Origin of the sequence: Muricauda brasiliensis (assembly GCF_003057865.1) — a bacterium.
GTDB lineage: Bacteria > Bacteroidota > Bacteroidia > Flavobacteriales > Flavobacteriaceae > Flagellimonas > Flagellimonas chongwuensis.
The window spans coordinates 269,711-291,096 of record NZ_QBTW01000016.1; the positions used below are offsets into that span (position 1 = coordinate 269,711).

Sequence of the window (21,386 nt, forward strand, 5' to 3'; positions counted from 1 at the left end):
GCTTATTAACCGGACTTATTCTTCTTTTTGAATTCTTCTAGTTCAGTTTGGAGCTTATTGATTTCTTCCCGTTGACTTTTATTTTCTTCCATGAGTTTTTTGAACGTTGCCATGGCATTAACCGGCACATCCTTTTTATCGAGATTCTCCATAAACGAGGTGAAGTCCTCCCAAGAAACCTCTTCTCTAAAGGTGGATATCCGGGCCACCAAAAAGCCAAATGCAGCTGTCAATAGAAGTATGCCGTTAAAGGATTGAAACATTTGTAACTTTTGTAAATCTGGTAATTCCGAGGGAAAGGGGGTATGTGAGAAAGAGGTGATTGCCATAACGCTTCTATAGAATGCTTCTTCGGTGGTAGGGTTGCCCAATCCTTTGGCGTGCAGTATGATCTCTGAAAAGGAAAAGATCACGGATAGGTATAGGAAGGTAAACACGAACACACCGCCCACCCGGTTTGGAATCCCTAGCCCACGCTTCCAATCATCGGGTTTATATACATCACTTTTCCGGGCGGCATAGAAGATGACATAGATGAAGTATAGATCAACGATTACGATAATGGGCCATGAGAAATTGAGCCAGGGACAATAAAGTGATTCTATCGACATCACCAGGATGAAGGTCGATAGGACGACCAAGCGCACATCCATTTTCCCCATGACAACTTCGGGACGTCGTTTTATTTTATCCAATGCACAGCTGATTTTTAGGGTTATGCAGCAGTTTAAATATAAGATTTTTCATATCAATATCATAGGGGTGGTTCGTCGGTTCCGAGGCATATTTTTTGTGGATGGATCTATCCGCCAAGAACGGTTTTATGCCCCCATCCTAATTAAATTTTATTTGAATCGTCCTGACCTGTAATCTCTCCTTGGTTCTTTTCAAGGAAGCGTTCAGGTCTTCTTCGTGCACCAATACACAATCAACGGGCCGGGAAAGATTGTTCAGGATATCCTCGGATTTTAAGATGGCCCTATACTTAATGCACTGAAAAATGCCGCGGAGGTGGTCATCCGGTCCCGACCTTTTGGATTTGACCTCCACCCCTAAGACCTGGGTGCCACTTAAAAACAAAACATCCACACAATCCTTTGATTTCAAGGGAAATTCCTTGAACCCGATTATTGCAGGGTCAAAACCTACCTTCTCCGGATGTTCGGAAATATATTGGACCAGGTTTCTGTGTTCCGGGGAACCTTCACTGCCATAGGGATTGTAGAGCCCTCCTTTTCCAGTAAGTCTGTTTGGTGAGGGGTTGCCAATGCCCAACTGTTCCAGAATGAAATCCCACCGGTCACCGAACCTAAAAATTTCTTGGTATTCCAGGTACAGCAGGTCTTTCTTTTTTTCAGTCGATAAATTCGGATAGTCAACGATGAACTCCTTTAGCCCATCACTGGGCAGTTTGGTGTTCTGGGCGACCACCATAGCCTGAATATAAGGGATGCGGTCCTCCCAAGAAGGTGCGGTGATAGTGTCGAGTAAATGGCCCATCGTGCCCAATGTCTTCCCGATCCGCTTGCCAAATAAGCTGCCCTTATAGGGTTGGGGGTAATCGATGTTCCGGGCGAGGTTGCCGTAGGTTATGAATTTGTCCCCACCATCATAGTGCTTTATCATCTGAACCAAATTTGCCAGACATTTTTTGGCTTCCCGGCGATGTTCGTCCTCTGTCATCGGTATGGGTATTAATGGTTATCTGAATCGCTGTTTCCTTTTCAATTTTCCTCCCCTTATTTCGAATAGGGAGTTCTTCGTAGGTCTATTCATGGGACGTTGTCTTGGTTTGAGAAGATCCGAAAAGAATCGGATCAGCTCATCAGTGGCCATTAGCTCTTTTTGGCTTTGTGAAGTAGTAATAAAGTTTTCACTGGAAATGGCCATTATCACGGCATATTTGTCCGCTTTTTTTGGGAGCAGGCACCATAGGGTGTTGTCATGAGAGGTAATGGACTCGGATTCTTCGGGGCTTCCCCTGAAATCAAAAATAACTGGGACAGTACTGTCGAGCCACTGCACTGGAAAGGTTTCCTTGGGGGAATCCACCAAGAAGTACCCTTTCAATCGAGCGTCCTTGAAGTATAAAAAACGTTTTTGACTTTGTTGGAACCTGGAAAAGTCCCTTTTCAAGCGTCTGCCATCTACCACCCATACCATGTTCTTATAAAAGTTCTCCCGTGAAGTCCGTTCTTCCGAATGGATATGGGAATGTTGAAACTCGATCACCAGCCCATGGCCTGTACGAATGTCTGCGATGTGTCTTTCATTGGTGCAATCATCCATCATGGGGGTCTCCTGCCATTCGATGGGAAAGTTGTTTTTCCATGCCCGGTGCCATTCCGTTTCATTTTCCCACCATGGGTCACAGTTCCGTATTCCCTTGTGGGCCCAATGGTTGATCTTGATAGGGCCACATTTGGAGATCACCTCCGATCCACAACCTTGGCATGTCCCCCTGACCCCTTCAGTGGCTTCTGTTTTGATTCCGTTGACAAGTGCGAGTTTCATTGGTTTATTTTAAATTTTATTTCTTCAGTCGTGAGACGGCTATTGTAAGTTTTTCGAGGAAAAACTGAAATTAGTGACTAGTTACACTAGCTAATTTCAATACTTAGCCTATTGAATTTGTCATAATAGTCAATGTTCAACTCTTCCAGTTCTTCATAGGTTATTACCTCCACTCCGTTAAACATCCTATCGAGGTCATTGGAGAATTTTTCCTTCATTTCGAGTTTTTCTTCTTTTCTCCCAGCTAGTAATATGTGTTCAAAGTTTTGAGTTTTATATCCCAATTTCTCTTTCAGTTCCGAATCGTTGATTACATTTTCAGAGTAATCCTTATATCTCCATACCTGTTCTAGATGGGATAAATAATTGCTGCTTAATTGGGGTCTTTTTGTCTTTTTTTTCACATAAAATGTAACATCTTCTTTTTTAACCTCAAAAAAAGTTGTTTTTAGAAATTCAGGAAACTCTGTTTTTAAAATATAGTCGCATTCTTCATTTGTCTTTCCATTTAAATCAAATAAGTTTTTTTCATATTCTAAATCTATATAAGCGTCCCTTAGTAAGATCATTTTGTTGTTGTTGAAAAAATCGTGTAAAATAGTTCGCTCATTATTTTTTCTATCATATTTAACATGATGATTGTAGGTGGAATTAAACGCCATGATAGTATTTTCAATTTCCTTTCTCCCAATAATTAACCAATCATAAATTAGTGGGGCTGGAAGTTTTACAAATTCTTGTGAAACTATTCTGGTTTTAAGTAAAAAGTAGCTTTCAGAATTATTGCCAATTTGATTTTTGTAATAATTTTTATAGAAATTGGTTTCATGAAAGTGTTGAAGATTCCTGTTTAGAATTTTCAAGTTATCTAAGTCTTGAATTAGCTGTTTTCTCCAAGTTTTAATGGTGGATTCGAATGCGTGCATGAAGCCGTCGTGCTGTCCCTCTTTATTCTTTTTTAAAATGGCTTGCCAATTATCTGGAGCGATAGTTCCATTGACTTCTATGTCCGTATATAGAATTACAGGAATGGAACTTATTCTAAAATTGCCATTTGAGTAGGAAGTGTCAAACTGGTTCCTGAAGTTCAATATTTTTGAAGCCTTTAAGCTGTCCACTATTTCAGAGGATGATTCATTGGTGATCAGCGCATCGATATGAAGTTTTTTCTTTTCCAAGTGTTCTATAAAGAAAGACTTGGTACTATCTAATGAATTGAAAAAGATTAGTTCATTTTCTTCATAACCATAATTACCAAAAATGTTCTTATAGGTTTCCTCTGAAGATTTAAAGTCGTTAATAAGTATCTTCATTGCTTAGGTTTCTGTTTCTAACAGTTTGGAAGATTAAGTTGGCAACATATATTTTTTAAATCAAGAGTAAGGCTGGTACTTTTCGAGGAGGATTTTATTTTATGCTCATTATCAATCTTACTTCCTCCTTATTAAAAGGCCTCCATTCTTGTTTTTTATGATGCCATGAATACGTTTTGTCGTCTATTGGTTTTTTATAAAGTCTGTTTAGATTTTTATATATCAATTCAGAAGTCTGTCCAAGATTTGTATTGGAACTGATTATTAGACCAATTTCATTTTTTGCATTTAGCAATTTAACATCTTTTAAATAGGATTTATGATATTGGTTTCTTTCTTCCACTGCGACCACGTGTTGATGAATAGCTGTACACTTTTGAATGACAGGATATTTGTCAATGCGATTTTTGAGTATTTCCTCAAGTAAATCGATAATGTCTTCAAAAGGGTTGCCAAGTAATTCATAGGCGCCAAAAATATACGGTATAGTCAAGCCGGTGTTTATTAGACCTTCCTTTTTTAAAAGTTTGGTCAATTTATACCAATCTGGATTCTGACTTCTTTTCATAGCTTTTGGTTTGTTAGCTATCGTACTTATCTTTAATATCATATCAAACTCATACTTCCAAACAAAGCCTTTATGGATTATATAGTTGAGTGCAACTGTTTTTAATGCTTGGCTTTCTTGTTCAAGCTTGATTTCTCAAAAAAAAACTCCATTTTTTCCGTATAAACAGACATGTCAAGATTAGGAAGATAATGTTGTATGTTAAAATACATGTTCCCGGTATCATAGAATTCCTTAATACCATAAAGAGTGTTAAATGTATCCGGGACTTTATCTTTTAATTTTTTTAAAGTATAATAAAACTTTTCATCCCTGTTTTGTGTTATTGCTAGGTAGATGTCCAATGAATCTCTAAATCTTTTGGCTATTTTCAGGCTTTGTGATTTTGTTATAAGAGTACCTATTTCGTCCATTAAATTGACGGTTACATGTCCGTTAATTGATTTGATTTTATAGGGAGTTGATAGTTTGTTGTCAAATAATGCTTGTGAACTTGGCAAGGCAATTGACTTCAATTTAAAGGTGTTACTTTGATATTTATCGGAGGGAATTCCCAGATCTATATGATCAACATAAATCTCATTTGGTTTTTGTGTTTCAATAGGATGAAGTAAATCAATATTATATATGAATTTTTTCCCTTGGACGGTTATTTCTTTGAATAATTGGAAATCATGTTTTGCAGAGAGTAAAAATCCAGAATTAATAAACTTTAATATTATATCGCCTAATTCTTTTTTTCTATAACCATATTCGAATAATATGTCGATGTCTTTTGTGCCAGGATGGGTTATTGGCTTACTATTTAGCAGTAATGGGCTCCAGCCTCCAACTATTATATACTTAACGTTATTGCTATTTAAGATGTCAACTGTTTCAACCAGTAATCCATAAGCACCATCTTGTAGATTGTTGTGATTCATTTTTTAAGTTTGACACAAATTGTTTATTTGGGATAGAATTTGGCACTTTGTGCCGTAGGTACTCTATTGATTCCCACGGTTACCATTGCTGATGATTTTTCAAATTAAGTTCAATGGGGAGCTAGAAATTAAATGTAAGAATTTTCTAATAAAGATAAGTGTGGGATTCCGCAAGAATATAAAAAGGGGAAAAGGGAATAAGGGAATAAGGGAATAAGTTTATTCTTCAATTATAGTCAAATATTCTATTTCGCCGTTGTCCCATTGAAGAAGTTCATCATTGTTCAACGTTTTGATTGAAAGTACTTCAAACCGCTTTTTTACATTACCGTTTTTATCAACTTCATGTTTTTTGGTGTCAGGTTTTAGTAATTTCAATCTGATTCTTACCAAATCGTCTTTTAAAATCTCCTGAGGAAAAATATCTTGATATGATTTTAAATTTAATGCTTTTGCAGCCCTTGCCATCATTCTCATATTGTATTTAGCTCTGCTCTTCGGGTTTTCTATTTGTCCAACGTAACCCTCAGAAACTCCTATGCGTTGTGCCAATTCTACTTGATCTATATATGGTTTTGACTTTACCCTCAGTTCTCGTAAGCTTTCAATCACATGGAAGTCGATATGCGACATTATTATTTCTATTATCATTTTGCATATATATAAGTATGTGAAAGACACGATTTGAAAAACAAGATTCACATATACATGACTGTGTAATATTTTTTTATATATTAGCTTTGATTATTTATTTTTGCGATTCTTCGTATAGACAATATTTGAAGCTTTCGCTTAGAATCTCATAGTAGAAAACTGGTAATTTTATGCAGATGAGAGGATAAGTAGATTGCTCACGACCCGGGGCGTGGGCTTTCTTATCATCTGCAAGGTATACCAGTACCTCTACTATGGTAAGTTGAGTTCCGCGCCTTTTTTTGGTAATTGGTTTTTCTTCAGCTTTTTTCTTAGCGTTTGGTTTCTTTGGTCCTTTCGGGGCATCGCTCAACTATTTGGGTTATGGGAAACATTTGGCAACTTTTTCATGTAGGGTTCACTTTGTGTGATTGTCCTGTTTTTGGGACTTCACATTCGGTGTTCGATATCCTGTTTAAAAAGAAGCCAAAGAACCCTGTATAATCGCAAGACTAGGGTTGTGGGATACCCGTTACACTGATTTTTCGGTTTACGATATCCTTTAGTCCCACAACTAACGACTACACTTTTTGGGTAACCGACCCAGCACGAAATCTTAGTCATATTTGGTTAAGGAATCCTATTTCCAAGAGCCTTTGTTGCTTGGACAGGGTGGCCTTTGTCTGAACCTAAATGTCCTTCTGGAAGTTACCATTTTTTGGTGAGTTCTAGGGCGGTCTGGAGAATAACTAACAAAGTAATCAAACGAACTCAATTTATGCAACATTCAATACTATGCATGCGCAGGGGAATCCTGTCGATGCTCTTCTATGTCTTTTTAATGCCCTTTTTTTTATTTACTGTGCAGGCGGGCACTGTCTTGGAACTACAACAGGCCACCGTTTCCGGCACCGTGACCGATACTTCGGGGAATCCCCTGGTAGGAGTGAACCTTGTGGTGGAGTCCAAGAATGTTGGGGCCATCACCAATATGAATGGCTCTTTTAGTATTCAAGCTAGTCCGACCGATGTCCTATTGTTCTCCATGGTGGGATTTAAAACATTATCCGTTCCTGTGTCTGGAAGGGGTGAAATGATTGTCCAAATGGAGGAGGATGTTACAGCATTGGGAGAAGTGGTACTCAATGCGGGTTACTATACGGTTTCTGAGAAAGAGCGGACCGGAAGTATTGCCACAATCAAAGCAAGTGTTATTGACAAGCAACCAGTGGCCAATCCATTGGCAGCAATGCAAGGGCATATGTCCGGGGTGAACATCGTTCAGTCCACAGGGGTGCCAGGTGGCGGATTTACTGTAGAGGTGCGAGGTCGTAACTTTCTTTCCGGGGTGTCCGATCCATTGTTTATTGTGGATGGTGTGCCCTTTGGTTCCCAGTCCCTTGGTGCATTAAGGGTCTCCAACGAAATATTGGGTGCCAATGTCAGTCCCTTGAATGCCATCAATCCCAGTGATATAGAGAGTATAGAGGTGCTGAAGGATGCCGATGCCACCGCCATTTATGGGTCACGCGGTGCCAATGGAGTGGTCCTCATAACTACCAAAAAAGGAAAGGAAGGGAATACCAAATTCGATGCCCACGTGAGTACTGCCCTGGGTAAGGTGTCTCACTTTTTGGAACTGATGAATACCCAACAATATCTTGAAGTCAGACGAGAGGGGGTCATAAATGATGGGTATGGTTCATTTTTGGACAACCCGGCCTTGGATTATGTTTGGCCAGATATAAAATCATGGGACAATAGTAGATATACCGATTGGCAAGATGAATTGATCGGTGGAACGGCCTATCGGAACAATGCCCAGCTATCCATTTCCGGCGGGAGCCAGAACACCCATTTTTTGATCAGTGGGGCCTATCAGAAGGAAACCACTGTTTTCCCAGGGGATTCCAATTATAAGAGAGGAACCCTTCGAAGCCAGTTAGATCATAGTTCAGAGAATGGCAAGTTCAAGGTGAACCTGTCGATGGGCTATTCCAATGAGAAAAACAAGATGCCGGGTTCGGACTTCACCTCCAAGGCCTATTCCTTGGAGCCTAATGCACCAGCACTATATGACGATGAAGGGAACATCAATTGGGAGAACAATACATGGGATAACCCCATTGCGTCCTTGGAGGAAAATTATGTGGCCAGATCCAATACTATGATTGCCAATGCTGTTGTTTCCTATTCCATTCTGAAAGACCTTGTATTCCGGTCCAGTATGGGATTTACCGACTACCGATTGGATAGCTACCGGACCATGCCAAGTTCTGCAAGGAACCCAAGTTTGGGCTATACATCCCAAAGCTATTCGAATCTCATCACTAATGGATCTCAAAGGCAATCCTGGATCGTGGAGCCACAGTTGCAGTGGAAAAAAGGGTTGGGGGCCTTTTCTTTGGATATGCTCATGGGAGCCACCTTTCAATGGGAAACTTCGGATCAAGAGGTCATACGGGGATTGGGTTTTCCAAGTAATGAATTGATACAAAACTTGGCAGCGGCCAGAACTTTGGAGGTCATCACGGATTTGGATTCCGAATATAGGTACAATGCTGTATTTGGCCGTATCAATCTAAAGGTGTTGGATCGCTATATCCTCAACCTAACAGGCCGTAGGGATGGATCCTCCCGTTTTGGGCCAGGTAAACAGTTTGGAAACTTTGGTGCCTTGGGTGTGGCCTGGATCTTTTCTGAAGAAAACATATTTGGGGAACACGCGATATTGAGTTATGGCAAACTGCGCGCCAGTTATGGAACAACGGGAAGTGATAATATTGGGGATTACCAATACTTGGATACCTATTCGGTATCAGGTAACGATTATGATGGGGTCACTGCATTGGAACCGACCGGGATTTTTAATCCACAGTTCGGTTGGGAGGAAAACAAGAAATTGGAAACTGCTTTGGAATTGGGGTTCCTCGATGACCGAGTTTTACTGAATACGGCATGGTACCGAAACCGATCTTCCAACCAATTGGTCGGCATTCCCTTAGCTGCTACAACAGGGTTTACTGAACTGACAGGAAATTTTGATGCCCTTGTTGAGAATTCAGGCCTTGAAGTAGATCTTCGAACCATTAACATCCAATCCTCGAAGGTAAGCTGGTCCACGACCTTTAACCTGACCATCCCTAAAAATAGGTTGGTGGCATTTGATGGTCTGGAATCATCCACCTTTGTGAACCAATACATCGTAGGGGAACCCTTGACCATCGTTAAGTTGTACCACGCCATGGGTGTTGATTCGGAAACTGGTTTATATCAGTTTGAAGATTATAATGGGGATGAGGCGATTAGCAGCACTGAGGATCGCCAATGGATTGAAGACCTTGCCCCAAAGTTTTATGGTGGTTTGGGTAATACACTTCGCCTTGGAAACTTTACACTGGATGCTTTTTTTCAATTCAAAAAGCAAAGGGCATTCAATACCACACGATTTAGAGCCACTCCCGGTTTTAAAGAAAATGGACCGGTGGCACTATTTGATCGTTGGCAAAATCCAGGTGATATGGTGTCCGTTCAAAGGGCATTCAGTGGTTTGGCACCTACAGGTGGTTTGGACGGATTTCAAAAGGAAAGCAATACAGCCGTATCGGATGCTTCCTTTATCCGTTTGAGAAATATTTCCTTAAACTACAATGTCCCTTCCTTAAAGGATGGTCTGGATATCAATGTCTACTTACAGGGCCAAAACCTTTGGACCATCACGGGCTACAATGGCCCCGATCCCGAACAGCCTTCCGAGCTGCGTCTTCCCCCCTTAAGACAGATTTCACTAGGCCTTCAAGTAAGTTTTTAATGTAAAAAAAAGCAGTATGAAAATCTTTAGAAAATATACAGATAATCAAATGATCATAATGGGTTCCAGTTTACTCCTTAAATCCATTTTCTTCAACTCGGTCCTATTATGGTTGGGATTGTTAGTGTTGGCCTGTTCGGATTTTTTGGAAGTGGATCCACCAAGGAACACCTTGGTTTCGGAGACCGTTTTTAGGGACCCCGCTACGGTGGAGTCCGCTTTGGCCAACATTTATTATAGCATTAGGGAAGATCAGGGTTTGGTATCTGGAATAACAGGCTTGACACCTGCAATGGGCATCTATGGTGATGAGTTGGATTATTATGGGTTCAGTGCCGATTACCTCCAAATGTACAATCATAACCTGATGGCAGAAAATGACGTCGTTCTTGCGTGGTGGAGACAGGCATATAATGTGATATACAGTGCCAATGCCATTATTGAAGGTGTTGAAAAATCATCCGACCTGACGACAGTGGAAATAAACAGTGCCAAGGGGCAGGCCTTATTTGTCCGGGCCTATTTCCATAGTTTATTGGTTTTGCTTTATGGGGATGTCCCATTTATTGCGGACACTGATTATTTGGAGAATAATAAGGTATCGCGCATGCCCGAAGCGGAGGTATACAGAAGGATCATAGCTGACCTTGAGGAGGCCATTATATTATTGGAGGGTTTTGAGCCTTCCTCCAATGAAAGGGTAGTGCCGGATCTGCATGCGGCGATGGCTCTATTATCTCGAATGTACCTGTATGTTGAAAATTGGGAGATGGCGGATGAAATGGCCACAGAACTTATCGCTGTCTTCCCCTTGGAGACTGATCTGGACCAAGTTTTCCTGAAGGATTCCCCTGAAACCATTTGGCAACTCAAGCCAGAGGAGGGCAGAAATACTTATGAAGCTACTCAGTTGATCATTCCATCGGTTCCAGGCCAAACGTATGCTTTGACGGATGACTTATTGGATTCCTTTGAGGTTGGGGATTTAAGACTGGATCAATGGGTAGGAAGTGTGTCCGATGTGGATGAAACCATCACATTGCATTATGCCAACAAGTATAGGGCCGATGCCAATGAAACCACTTCCGAGGAATATTCCATTCTGTTTCGTTGCTCGGAACAATACTTGATCCGGGCAGAGGCCAGGGTGCATTTGGAGAATAATGTTGGCGCACGGACCGATCTTAATTCCATTAGAAACCGTGCGGGTTTACAGGACATAGTTGCAAATACACAAAGTGAACTTTTGGAGGCTATACTGCAGGAGCGAAGGGTCGAACTCTTTACGGAACAAGGGCACCGATGGTTTGATCTAAAGCGGACGGGAAGAGTGAATGAAGTAATGGGCGCCAAAAAGGACAATTGGAGGTCTACCGATGTTTTACTTCCCATTCCGGAAACTGAACTGGATACAAACCCGAATCTTTTACCTCAAAATCCAGGCTATTAGTTTCTTATAAAAAACACTTTTTGAATTTGAATCAATAGAGAACTATGAGGAATTTCTTGCTATTTATATTGCTATCCCTGCATCTGTCGGCAAAATCTTTTGCCACCGTATCGGATATGCCGAAGTATGAACCAATCAATGTCATTGGAAACAAGACTTCTTTTTTGAATGCTTTTATGGAGGGTGATCAATTGTACCTTAACATTCCAACTGAAGTATTGGACCAACCCATGTTGTTTGTATGCTATGATACCATGAGACGCAGTTATATGCAGGTGGTCTGGTCATTGCACAAGGACAAAATGCTCTTGAAACAACAGCGCATTTCATCTTCGGCAGGAATAAACCTTCCCATTGTTGACCGACTTCCACTAAAGGAGAATGTCTTAGCCATTCTGCCCTTGGAGAAGTCCTGTGGGGAAGCTGATTGGTTTTGTGTCAATATTACGGATGTCATATTGCAACAGGATATCGAATGGCCTCAAGCTTTTGGGGTTTCCATAGGAAATGCCATATCCCACATGTCGTTGGTTCTGGATTCGAAAAATGGTGATGATGAAGTCCTCTTCAAGGTCTTAAGGGGGATGGTAAAGTCAAAATCCAAGGTTTCGGTTCCCTTGTTCTATGGCTTTTGCGCTTTGGGAAAACCTATGGAGGGAAGACGGTTCGATTATCGGATGGGTTTTTTTAATGAGCAGCAGGACGGGGACTTCCATTTTGGATTGAAGAATCGGCCAGCCAATATCCTTCGTTGGAACCTTAAAAAGAAATTCAAGAACCAGAAGATAAGTGTTCCCGTAAAGCCCATTGGTTTTTTGATTTCATCAGAGGTGCCCAAGAAATGGCGACCCTATATCAAGGCAGGGATAGAGGAGTGGTTACCCGCTTTTGAATCTGCAGGTTTTAAGGATGCTTTGGTGGTCAAGGAGATGGATAGCTTGGACGAATGGCAGGCCCATAGTATCCATTCCAATATAGTGTATTGGTCCCAGAAGAAATATACAAGAGGAATGGAAGACGAGGATTTTGGGGCCGCGATAGGCTATATCGTTGATGAGCGTTCAGGGGAGATATTACGTGGGGACATCTTTATGGGTGCTTCGGTGCAGACGGTATCTGAAAAGTACTTTGTACGGGCCGCCCCATTGGATAAACGGGCACAACGCTTTCCTTTCCCCGATGATCTGGTAGGGGCTTTGTACCAACAGATTGCTTCCCATGAAGCAGGACATATCTTCGGAATGTTGGATGGTAATTTTGGGGAGGGTGCCTATCCTTGGGACAAGATGAATGACAGTCTTTGGTTGCGGACCATGGGGCATACCCCCAGTGTGATGAACTATACAAGGGCCAACAATCTCCCACAGCCTGAAGACAGCATACCCCCATCCCTGTTGATACAAGGTGTGGGCCCGACAGATATATATAATATCAAATGGGCCTATACGGAGTTTCCAGTAGAGGAATCAAAGGCAATGAGGCAAGCTGAGTTGGAACAGATGATTCTGTGGCAGGATGCAATCCCTTGGTATCGGTTCAATGTTAATCAATTGGAGGATTTGGGACCTTCATTTACCAATGAAGTAGTGGAGACCAATAATCCAGTTCGCAGTACAGCAATGGCCTTGAACAATATGAAACGGGTCATTGCACTCATACCCAAGGCGACAGAAGACCAAACCGATAATGCAAGGTTGTTGAGGCTTTACCAAAGAACGGTTGAGTTGTGGAGCAATCATATGAAACAGGTTATGACCCTTATCGGGGGGTATGAGGTTCAGTACCAATCCATGCAACAACTCGGAGAACCCTATGTGCCCATTCCGTGGGAGGATCAGTTGGAAGGATTGGATTTTCTATTGACCAATGCTTTTGATACTACGGAATGGTTGACCCATCCAGTATTTTTTAATGGTTTGAAGTACACGACCCATTCTGATGAGGTACTCCGGTACCAGCAGTACTTGGTGATGGATTTAATCATTGCCAATAGGTTAAAACGAATGGAGCATATGGAAATCCGTATGGGTCAAGAAGGATTGGTCGAGGAGTTTCTGATTAGGTTGCAATCAGGCCTTTTCAAGGAAATCCATGAGGATGTTGCCCATGTGGACCGAAGGAGGCAAGAGCTTCAGATGACGTATATAGATGGGGTGGTCGGTCAATTGGGAAAAAAGAATACGGGATTCAATGCAAATGAAAAGTTTACATCCCAATCGGACTATTCTAAGGGGATTTTCATCCAACTACTGTTGGATTTGAAAGCAGATATCGAAATGGGTTTAAAAAGGAAGGGAAATATGACGGCTATTGGCCATTGGAAATTGTGCTTGAAAAAAATTAATGGAGCGCTTTAGGGGTATTGAAAATATTTCATGGATATAGAGTCTTTTATTTCATGGAAGTTGTTTGAATTAGTCAAAAAGGTGCCTGTTTAAAAGGCACCTTTTTTTAAAATGGACAAATATCAATTGCTTAATTTTTGTAAAGCGCTTGACTGGACTCTGATTCCTCAGCATACAACTGGTAAATGTCATACTTACAAGCCATATTGCTTCCAGTAAAACATGCATCTTCAACATTGACAGTTTGCCAACCATTGATTGGATGTAAATAATGGGCTTGTTGCACAACTGGTTTTTCATCAGTGGCAAAGGCAAGGCCAACCGCCAACAAAATGGCGAAGGCCGGTAAAACAAGTTTTAAAAATTTAGATTTCATAATACTTCATATTTATTCTTGAATGCCTACTCTTTTCTAGGTTTTCGGCTTCCCCTTTCCCTACGTAGTATTTTGATGTGATTGTATATTGTAGTGTTTATTTGACCAAATGATTCCTAACAAACTCATGAGCATAAAAGCAGTATTGAATAGTATATGGTCCCTCCATCCCAAGGTTGAAATGATTCCACCACAAGTACAAGGAATGGAGTCGCTGAATTTTAGGACAATGAGGATATAGATCGTGAAAACTCCCAAAAGGATCAGGCTACCATAAAAGGCTACTCTTCGGTATTTCTGGAACCAAAGTAGACCGGCAATCACCAATTCCAAAAAAGGCACGATCCATGAAATTAAATAGGCGTAACCTGAAATGTAAGGCATCCGCTCCAACCTAGTTTGGAAGGTGTCCAAGTAAATCAATTTGCTTACAGCCGTATACACGAAAAGGAAAGTCAACAAAAGGCTGAATAGGTTAATGAGCTTCGGGTATATTCCTTGGTTTGACATATCTTTTGGATTGATATGACAAAGTTCGGGAGTCCGATTTACTTGAAACGGAGCATTCCTTGACGCAAACGGAGTAATTTGCCCATTTTGAGGGTGTTACCCCCTCAAATCACTGGGTGATTTGCCATACTTGTCCCGAAAGGCCCTGGAGAAATGGGCCGCACTCTTGAAGCCGGTCAAATGCGCAATTTCTTTCAAGGATAAGTTGCTGTGTTGGATCAAGGTCTTTGTCTTTCTTAAACGTTCATGGGTCAGGAACCGAAAAATGGTAGTGCCATAGAGTTGCTTGAACCCATACTTCAATTTGTATTCGTTGGTGCCCATTTGTAGGGCAAGATCTTTTAGCAAGGGTAGATCCTTGTCCAAGTTGTTGATGATCATATCATGGACATCCCTGATCATTTCGATATCATCAGGGGTCAACGTGATTTTAGGCTCTTTTATGCCCTTGGTCACTTTTAGCGTCTTTTTGGGCAACTCCGTCCCAAAGGGCTCTCCCTTGGAGAAGAAGACCGTGTCCAAGAGTATTTTCTGCCCACTCCCATCCAAGGATTGGAATACGGATATATGGCAATCCTTGCCCAACAAGAGTCCTTCTTTGGTAATGAACTCCAAGAAATGGACAGTTTCAGAACGTTCCCTTTTCAAATGTTTGACCATCTTCTTTGCCCATACCTTTTGGGAACCCTCGGTCATAAAATCGGTAATTGGTTTTCCAATGATTTCTTTTGGCAATGTGGACAATAGCGAGCAGGTACTGTTGGTGACCATTTCGATAGTGCCATCGTGATCCATAAGGAAGGAGAGTTGGATGATGCATTGTGGGGTGTTGTGTGCGTTGGCAAACCCTTGATGGATAAAGGAGGCCCTGATCTCCTCGTTGACCATATTGAGCATTACGACCAAGGATGCGACATTATCATTTTTATTCGTGGGTTCCAAGCTGTAGAAGAAATTGCCACGGGCCATTTCCAGAAGCATCCGTTGGATGCGCTTTACCCTAAAATCGTCATTGTTCGGCATGGTTGTCAGGTTTTGTATTTAATAGCTGGAGTCTCTTTATATGTATAGAAGCAGCGTTTATTTTATGGATTTTAAAAAGGCCAAGGCCTCTGATTTTTTGACAAAGGCCCGGGTGGGGACCGACTGAGCATGGGTCCATAGATAAATGGAGCTGATCACATCGGTTACCGGGGGATCGATCAAGAAGGCCAAGGCCTTAACCCATTGTGAACCCTCCAAGGCCAAATAGTCCCGGGCCGGTTTATTGACCCTTCTTACTTCACGAATATCACAGAGAACGGGCATTTCACGGCCATTTTGGAGCATCATCCGGTCCCTGACGATAAGTTGCGCTGCCTTTAGGTCGATACAATGGTCTTTTTTGTAAATGATGTGCAGCAACTCATCGGTCATTAAATAAATGGCGTATTTGTTTTCATGTGATTTTTTCATGTGGTGAAAACTGGTAAAACCTTGAATTTACAAAATTAATGGAACTCGATTCGGTCATTAGATTCATTACCCTTAAATAAAGGTATTTGACTTGACTTAAACGGAATATTGCTTGATTGAAACGGAGTATATCGATAGTACATAGCATCTAATCTTACAAATGCCATTACTTTTTAGTACAATTTAAATCAAACAAAATGGCAAAGATCAAACACCACAACTTTTTGAACACCGTACATGAGGTATTTACCGATGCCAAGAACGCCGGGGTATTACACCTATATGCAGGGGGAACATCTTTTTCGGGCAGGACCATTGAGGTAGAGGGGAAGGAACTGTACCACTTTGGTACTACGGGTTACTTGGGATTGGAACAGGATCCCAGATTAAAAAGGGCCGCCAAAGAGGCCATTGATAGATATGGGACACAATTTCCCTTATCCAAATCTTATATCTCCAATCCATTGTATGAGGAACTGGAAAACTCGATTTCCGAAATGTATGGCTATCCCATTGTCATTACCAAAAACAGTACCCTCGGGCACTTAGGGGTCATCCCCAGTGCTGTGGACGATGAAGACGTAATCATTCTGGACCACCAGGTCCATTGGAGTGTACAGAATGCGGCCAAAATGCTAAAGACTCGGAGTGTGCCCATCGAGATGATACGACATAACCAATTGGAGATGTTGGAGGACAAGATCAAAAAATACCGGCATTCCAAAGGCAGGATTTGGTATATGGCCGATGGCATTTATTCCATGTATGGGGACTATGCACCAGTTAAGGAACTGATGGGGTTGGCAAAGAAATATCCACAGTTACATTTTTATTTTGATGACGTACATGGTATGAGTTGGGTGGGAAGGAATGGTACCGGATATGTGTTGGACCAGCTGGGAGAATTGCCCGAGAATGTATTGTTGTTCGGGACATTGAGCAAGACCTTTGGTGCGAGTGGGGCTGTTCTGGCCTGTTCCAATGCTTCGATGTACGATAAGATCAAGACCTTTGGAGGGCCCTTGACCTTCTCCGCCCAATTGGAACCTGCTTCGGTAGCTGCCGCTATGGCCTCGGCACAGATCCATCTATCCCCGGAGATTTATGGGTTACAACAAGAATTGAGGGAACGCATCGATTATTTCAATGATTGCCTTTCGATAACGGAACTTCCCTTGATTGATCGGAATGAATCCCCAGTGTTCTATATCGGGACCGGTATGCCCAAAACCGGATACAATTTTGTGAACCGTTTGATGGGGGAGGGCTTCTTTGTCAATCTCGGTATCTTTCCTGCAGTACCTGTTAAGAATACAGGTGTAAGGATTACGATTTCAAGGCATAACCAAAAAGAGGAAATCAAAGCATTGGTGGAAGCCATGGAATATCATTTTCCAAAGGCATTGGAAGATACCCAAACCGATGCCCAAAGGGTATTCCACGCCTTTAAAATGGAACCAAAGACCCTAAGTGGCCCGAAGGTATCTTCTGAGCTTACCGTTGATGTATTCGATACCATTGACCAAGTTGAAAAAGAGGCATGGAACCAAAGTCTAGGTGGGCAAGGGGTCTATGATTGGGAGGGCCTGAAGTTTTTGGAGAAAGTGTTTCATGGTAATCCTAGGAAAGAACATAATTGGTTGTTCCGATATGTGGTCATCAAGGATGCTGATGGGATACCCGTATTGATGACTTTTGTGACGCTTTCCCTTTGGAAGGATGATATGCTGGCCCAAGCACAAATTTCTGCTGCCATTGAGGAGGAAAGGAAAACCGATCCCTACCATTTGTCATCCATGGTCCTGTCCCTCGGTTGTCTGTTCACGGAAGGAGATCACCTGTATTGGAATGCATCACATGCCTTGGGCAAGGAAGCAAGGGACACCCTATTGGAAACCATGGAAAAACTGGAACACCAATTTGAGGCCAAAATGACCGTCCTACGGGACTTTGGAGAACATACACCATGGAACGAACCGCTTTACGGTCAGGGATTTTTAAGGGTGCAGATGCCCAACGCCTGTTATGTTGTCCTGGACGAGGTGGTTTCCATGGAAGATTATCTGCAAAGATTGTCCTCCAGAAACAGAAGACATTTTCGAAAGGATGTCCAACCCTATCTCGATAGGGTAAAGACCAAAGTTTTTCACAAGCTATCCAAATCTGAACTTGAACAGGTCAAATACCTGTTTGGGGAAGTTCAGTCCAGAAATTTGGGCCTCAATACCTTTTCCTTTCCGGACTCCCTGATTGAAAAGATGAACGAAAACCATTTGTGGGAGTTTATTGTCCTTTGTTCATTGGATAAACCTGAAAAGATAGTGGGTGTCATGTTCTGCTATACCAATTCGGACCAGGTCTATGTGCCTGCCTTTGTGGGTATGGATTATGACGGTCTGGAAGAGTTTGCCATTTATCGCCAGTTGCTCTACCGGACCATTGAACGGGCCATTGGATTGGGCATTCCCAAAATTGATTTTGGGTTGACCGCAGCCTTTGAGAAACGGAAACTCGGTGCAACGGTTGAGAAAAAATATGCCTATCTCCAGGCCAATGACAATTTCATCCTGGAATTGCTCGGAATCATGGAAGGCCAGCATTAATGGAAAATCGTCATGAAATACCAAAAGCTGCTATCGGAATTTGAAGGCCAATTGGATTCGTTGGAAAGCGGGAACGGGGATATCCTTTTCAAAGCGGAAAAGGGAATCGTTCTCGTAGAGAAAAGTATCCGTAAACTCCAAAAACAGATTACGGGCAAGACCTTTGATACCCAAGCAGACGAAATCTACTTCTTTAAGCATGTCAAACCCCAAATTTTTAGTAAGCTGATCTATTATGTAAAATTGTTCAATATCGAGAGCAAGCGGCCTAGGGGAAATGATACGGCACAGATCAAATACCTCCAGCACCAGATCGATAAGTTCCAGACCTTCTTCAATGATAACCTTGAATTTTATAATTATTACCGTCGTGGGGCGATGTCCCTGGACGAACAATATTTTGTTAGGGGGAACCGAGATCTAAGGCTTCCCCTTGAATCCTTCCACTTTTTGATCGATGACCAGTTTTCCACCTGTCAGGATGGTACCGTGGCCACGATTATGGCCTATGACATGCTCATTGTATACCTGAGAAAGGAGGTGGATGACTTAACCAATGCTTTGGAACCCCAAAAAAACACACCTATGGAAAAACCTTCAAAACTGTTCTGGACCGGGAGCAAGACGGACCTTATAGAACTTTTATATGCCTTACATGCCAGTAATTCCATCAACAGCGGAACAGTTGATATCAAGGAAATGGCATCCCACTTTGAACACTTTTACAATGTGGACCTAGGCAATTACTATCACACCTTTATTGATATTCGATCAAGAAAGACCAGTAAGACCCGCTTTTTGGATAAGTTGATCGAGATGCTGAACCAGCGTATGGAATCTTTGGATGAATGAAACGTTTTTTTCCCAAGTTGGTACCAACTTGGGAATTTGCATTTTGATGGGTCATAGGGGTATAAACTTGAGATTTATGAGCCCATTATTGGATGTACATTGTTTAAATTGAACCAAATACCATCAAATCCTATGCATTGAAAAAAACACCCACCTTGGTACCAACTTGGGAAGTTTTTTCAATTTTGTTTTTGAGTTTTGTCCCTGAAAGTCAAATCAGTGGATGGGTCACCAAATGACCTAAAAATCATGCAGTGGCCCTTCCTATTAAAACACAAAACACATGGGAGCGACCATCATTACCACCGAAGATTTAAGGGAGTTCAAGATCGAACTGTTGGAGGACATCAAGGACCTTTTGCAGAACGAAAAGGGACAACGCAACAAAAAATGGCTCAAATCAAATGAGGTGCGGGACCTCTTGGGCATATCCCCGGGCACCCTTCAAAACCTAAGGATCAATGGGACCCTGCCCTATACAAAGATAGGAGGGGTGCTCTACTATGAATACCATGAGATCATGGAAGTACTGGAGCAGAACAAGGTTCATAACCGCATCTAAGATGGAGGACATCAATTATATCAAACACCTGAACGGGGTGTTTGCCCAGTTTGCCAAGGACAACCGTTTGAACCCGACCCATATCAGCCTGTATATCGGACTCTTCCAATTATGGAACCAAAACTATTTTGTAGCCGAGTTCTATATCAGTAGGGAAGAGGCCATGGCTTATGCCAAAATAGGATCCAAATCGACCTATCACCGCTGCATCCGAGAGCTCAGCCATTGGAACTATATCCTGTACTCCCCGTCCCACAATCCCTACAAGGGCAGCCGGATCAAGATGTTCGATTTTGGGACAAGTACTGGACAAGCCCTGGACCAGTACCGTACCAAATTCGGGACAAGCAGTGGACAAGCGTTGGTACCTATAAACAAACTTATACAAACAACTAAAAACATTACAAACGGGAAGAAACGGAAAAAAATGAAAAAGAAAGTTTTTGAGATCGAAGAAAACAATGCCAAACGCACCCCCACTGTCCCATATCTGGACAACTTGCGGACTAGCAAGGACAAGGACTACAACGAACCGCTATGAATTTTAAGGCCCCACATATCATCACCGAAGGTGCCATAAGCTATGAACTGGGCTCCTTGAAGGGCAGGGAGATCAAATACGATTTCGATAAGATCCTGGTCTACCTCGATGCCAAGGGAAAACTCCTGTTCGGCAAGAAGTTCAGGATGCACAGGGAGGACCGGGAGATGCTGTACAAGCTCAGTCTCTACTTTATCAGGGACAGGGAACGTTGCAAACAGTTCGGGATCGATGTGGATAAGGGCCTTCTCCTTTCAGGTCCGGTAGGCTGTGGGAAGACCAGTTTGATGAAACTGTTCAAGTTCATGGTGCCCCACCAAAGGCCTTATGAAGTCATTCCCTCCAGGAACATTGTCTTTGGCTTCAACCATTTGGGCTATAAGATCATAGGGGACTATGGAAACACCCAATCCTTTTGTTTTGACGACCTGGGTGTGGAACCTGATGGGGTCCATTTTGGAAAGGAGTGCAATGTCATGGGGGAGATCTTGCTGTCCCGCTATGAGCTGTTCACGGACCATAAGATCAAGACCCATGCCACCACCAATCTCAATGCACAGGAACTCGAATCAAGGTATGGGAACCGAGTAAGGTCAAGAATGCGGGAACTCTTTAACCTAGTGGGATTCGATAAGGACAGTAAGGACAAAAGAAAATAAGGTTTTGTGGCGGTGTAGCATGTAGCTTTGAATTTTGGCGAATTGCAACACTTTTTGATGGGCCGATCAGCCACTTTTGACGTTTTTCTGCTTTTGTGATGGGAACCAGATGGCACTTATGAACAAGGACTGGTCAAGGAACAATTAAATCTGTACGGATTCCTGACCAATTGAGCTTCTTTCTATGCAGCTAAAATGATATTCACAAATAATTGATAATCAGTTATTTGAATATATATCTATAATACTTTTCACATATCAATAATCGTCT

19 protein-coding genes are annotated in these 21,386 nt (G+C 42.0%); 8 read left to right on the top strand and 11 right to left on the bottom strand.

The window, feature by feature from the left end:
* Positions 1–5 precede the first annotated feature (5 nt).
* From DCK90_RS13310 to DCK90_RS13340, 7 genes are all read right to left on the bottom strand, one after another.
* A complete protein-coding gene (locus DCK90_RS13310; protein WP_159075838.1) occupies positions 6–695 on the bottom strand; it encodes a hypothetical protein in 690 nt (229 codons plus the stop codon).
* 139 nt (positions 696–834) lie between these two features.
* Positions 835–1,626, bottom strand: a complete 792-nt coding sequence (locus DCK90_RS13315; protein ID WP_159075839.1) for a hypothetical protein — start codon at positions 1,624–1,626, stop codon at positions 835–837.
* Positions 1,627–1,701: 75 nt separating this feature from the next.
* Positions 1,702–2,514, bottom strand: a complete 813-nt coding sequence (locus tag DCK90_RS13320; RefSeq protein WP_108246694.1) for a competence protein CoiA — start codon at positions 2,512–2,514, stop codon at positions 1,702–1,704.
* A gap of 86 nt (positions 2,515–2,600) precedes the next feature.
* Positions 2,601–3,692, bottom strand: coding sequence for a Shedu anti-phage system protein SduA domain-containing protein (locus DCK90_RS13325; RefSeq protein WP_159075840.1), 1,092 nt, complete (start codon positions 3,690–3,692; stop codon positions 2,601–2,603).
* 229 nt (positions 3,693–3,921) lie between these two features.
* Positions 3,922–4,395 carry a hypothetical protein gene (locus DCK90_RS13330; protein WP_159075841.1) on the bottom strand — a complete coding sequence of 158 codons (474 nt, stop codon included), beginning with the start codon at positions 4,393–4,395 and terminating at the stop codon, positions 3,922–3,924.
* A gap of 101 nt (positions 4,396–4,496) precedes the next feature.
* Positions 4,497–5,318: a hypothetical protein gene (locus tag DCK90_RS13335; protein ID WP_108246697.1), complete on the bottom strand. Its 822-nt coding sequence runs from the start codon at positions 5,316–5,318 to the stop codon at positions 4,497–4,499.
* Between the two features lie 219 nt (positions 5,319–5,537).
* On the bottom strand, positions 5,538–5,969 hold the full coding sequence (locus DCK90_RS13340; RefSeq protein WP_108246698.1) for a helix-turn-helix domain-containing protein: 432 nt from the start codon (positions 5,967–5,969) through the stop codon (positions 5,538–5,540).
* A 760-nt stretch (positions 5,970–6,729) separates the two neighbouring features.
* Here DCK90_RS13340 and DCK90_RS13350 point away from each other — a divergent pair.
* From DCK90_RS13350 to DCK90_RS13360, 3 genes are read left to right on the top strand one after another with little or no spacing between them, the layout of a single operon-like run.
* A complete protein-coding gene (locus DCK90_RS13350; protein WP_108246767.1) occupies positions 6,730–9,762 on the top strand; it encodes a SusC/RagA family TonB-linked outer membrane protein in 3,033 nt (1,010 codons plus the stop codon).
* Positions 9,763–9,778: 16 nt separating this feature from the next.
* A complete protein-coding gene (locus DCK90_RS13355) occupies positions 9,779–11,212 on the top strand; it encodes a RagB/SusD family nutrient uptake outer membrane protein (protein ID WP_108246700.1) in 1,434 nt (477 codons plus the stop codon).
* A gap of 44 nt (positions 11,213–11,256) precedes the next feature.
* Complete coding sequence (locus DCK90_RS13360) at positions 11,257–13,569, top strand: zinc-dependent metalloprotease (RefSeq protein WP_108246701.1); 2,313 nt, start codon at positions 11,257–11,259, stop codon at positions 13,567–13,569.
* Positions 13,570–13,687: 118 nt separating this feature from the next.
* On the opposite strand, the gene DCK90_RS13365 is transcribed toward DCK90_RS13360, so the two are convergent.
* The 4 genes from DCK90_RS13365 to DCK90_RS13380 form a co-directional block, all read right to left on the bottom strand.
* A complete protein-coding gene (locus DCK90_RS13365) occupies positions 13,688–13,933 on the bottom strand; it encodes a DUF6520 family protein (RefSeq protein ID WP_090297708.1) in 246 nt (81 codons plus the stop codon).
* A gap of 60 nt (positions 13,934–13,993) precedes the next feature.
* Complete coding sequence (locus DCK90_RS13370) at positions 13,994–14,443, bottom strand: MauE/DoxX family redox-associated membrane protein (protein ID WP_108246702.1); 450 nt, start codon at positions 14,441–14,443, stop codon at positions 13,994–13,996.
* Positions 14,444–14,539: 96 nt separating this feature from the next.
* Positions 14,540–15,466, bottom strand: coding sequence for a helix-turn-helix domain-containing protein (locus tag DCK90_RS13375; RefSeq protein ID WP_108246703.1), 927 nt, complete (start codon positions 15,464–15,466; stop codon positions 14,540–14,542).
* 57 nt (positions 15,467–15,523) lie between these two features.
* Complete coding sequence (locus DCK90_RS13380) at positions 15,524–15,898, bottom strand: DUF7793 family protein (protein ID WP_108246704.1); 375 nt, start codon at positions 15,896–15,898, stop codon at positions 15,524–15,526.
* Positions 15,899–16,095: 197 nt separating this feature from the next.
* On the opposite strand from DCK90_RS13380, the gene DCK90_RS13385 reads away from it, so the two are divergent.
* The 5 genes from DCK90_RS13385 to DCK90_RS13405 all read left to right on the top strand — a co-directional run bounded on the left by DCK90_RS13385 (position 16,096) and on the right by DCK90_RS13405 (position 21,115).
* Positions 16,096–18,501, top strand: a complete 2,406-nt coding sequence (locus DCK90_RS13385; protein WP_108246705.1) for an aminotransferase class I/II-fold pyridoxal phosphate-dependent enzyme — start codon at positions 16,096–16,098, stop codon at positions 18,499–18,501.
* Between the two features lie 12 nt (positions 18,502–18,513).
* Entirely contained in the window at positions 18,514–19,353 is an 840-nt protein-coding gene (locus DCK90_RS13390; RefSeq protein WP_108246706.1) for an RteC domain-containing protein, read from the top strand.
* Between the two features lie 283 nt (positions 19,354–19,636).
* On the top strand, positions 19,637–19,915 hold the full coding sequence (locus DCK90_RS13395) for a helix-turn-helix domain-containing protein (RefSeq protein ID WP_036379020.1): 279 nt from the start codon (positions 19,637–19,639) through the stop codon (positions 19,913–19,915).
* Positions 19,866–20,456, top strand: a complete 591-nt coding sequence (locus tag DCK90_RS13400) for a hypothetical protein (protein ID WP_234414758.1) — start codon at positions 19,866–19,868, stop codon at positions 20,454–20,456. Before DCK90_RS13395 ends, DCK90_RS13400 begins: the two co-directional genes overlap by 50 nt.
* Positions 20,453–21,115, top strand: a complete 663-nt coding sequence (locus tag DCK90_RS13405; protein WP_108246707.1) for an ATPase — start codon at positions 20,453–20,455, stop codon at positions 21,113–21,115. Before DCK90_RS13400 ends, DCK90_RS13405 begins: the two co-directional genes overlap by 4 nt.
* Positions 21,116–21,386 lie beyond the last annotated feature (271 nt).